At 63.6% G+C, this 261-nt stretch carries 1 pseudogene; it reads right to left on the bottom strand.

Annotation, left to right across the window (positions count from 1 at the left end):
• Positions 1–212: pseudogene (locus SM755_RS23825) on the bottom strand (cox cluster protein); the annotation flags it as partial.
• Positions 213–261 lie beyond the last annotated feature (49 nt).

The raw sequence follows: 261 nt of genomic DNA, 5'->3' as shown, positions 1-261 counted from the left end.
AACCCGGAGAGAAGCGGCCAGGGGCTTTCGACGTATCCGGCCTCTCGAACGATGCCGACGATGCTCCCGGTGAGCAGGAGCAAGCCGCCGACGGCCAACGGCGCGAGCGGCCAGATAATACCCACCTCGGCAATCGCCAGACCGAACGCGATGAGCATCGGCCAGGGGCTTGACATCCGATACTGGTCGCTCAGTCCTGGCTGCTCTTCCATGCCCGTCCATACGGGGTGACCGTATAGAAACCCCACGGAAACTCCTCGC

Origin of the sequence: Natrialba sp. PRR66, assembly GCF_034808065.1 — an archaeon.
Lineage (GTDB): Archaea > Halobacteriota > Halobacteria > Halobacteriales > Natrialbaceae > Natrialba > Natrialba aegyptia.
This window is presented reverse-complemented; position numbering and strand designations above follow the sequence as displayed.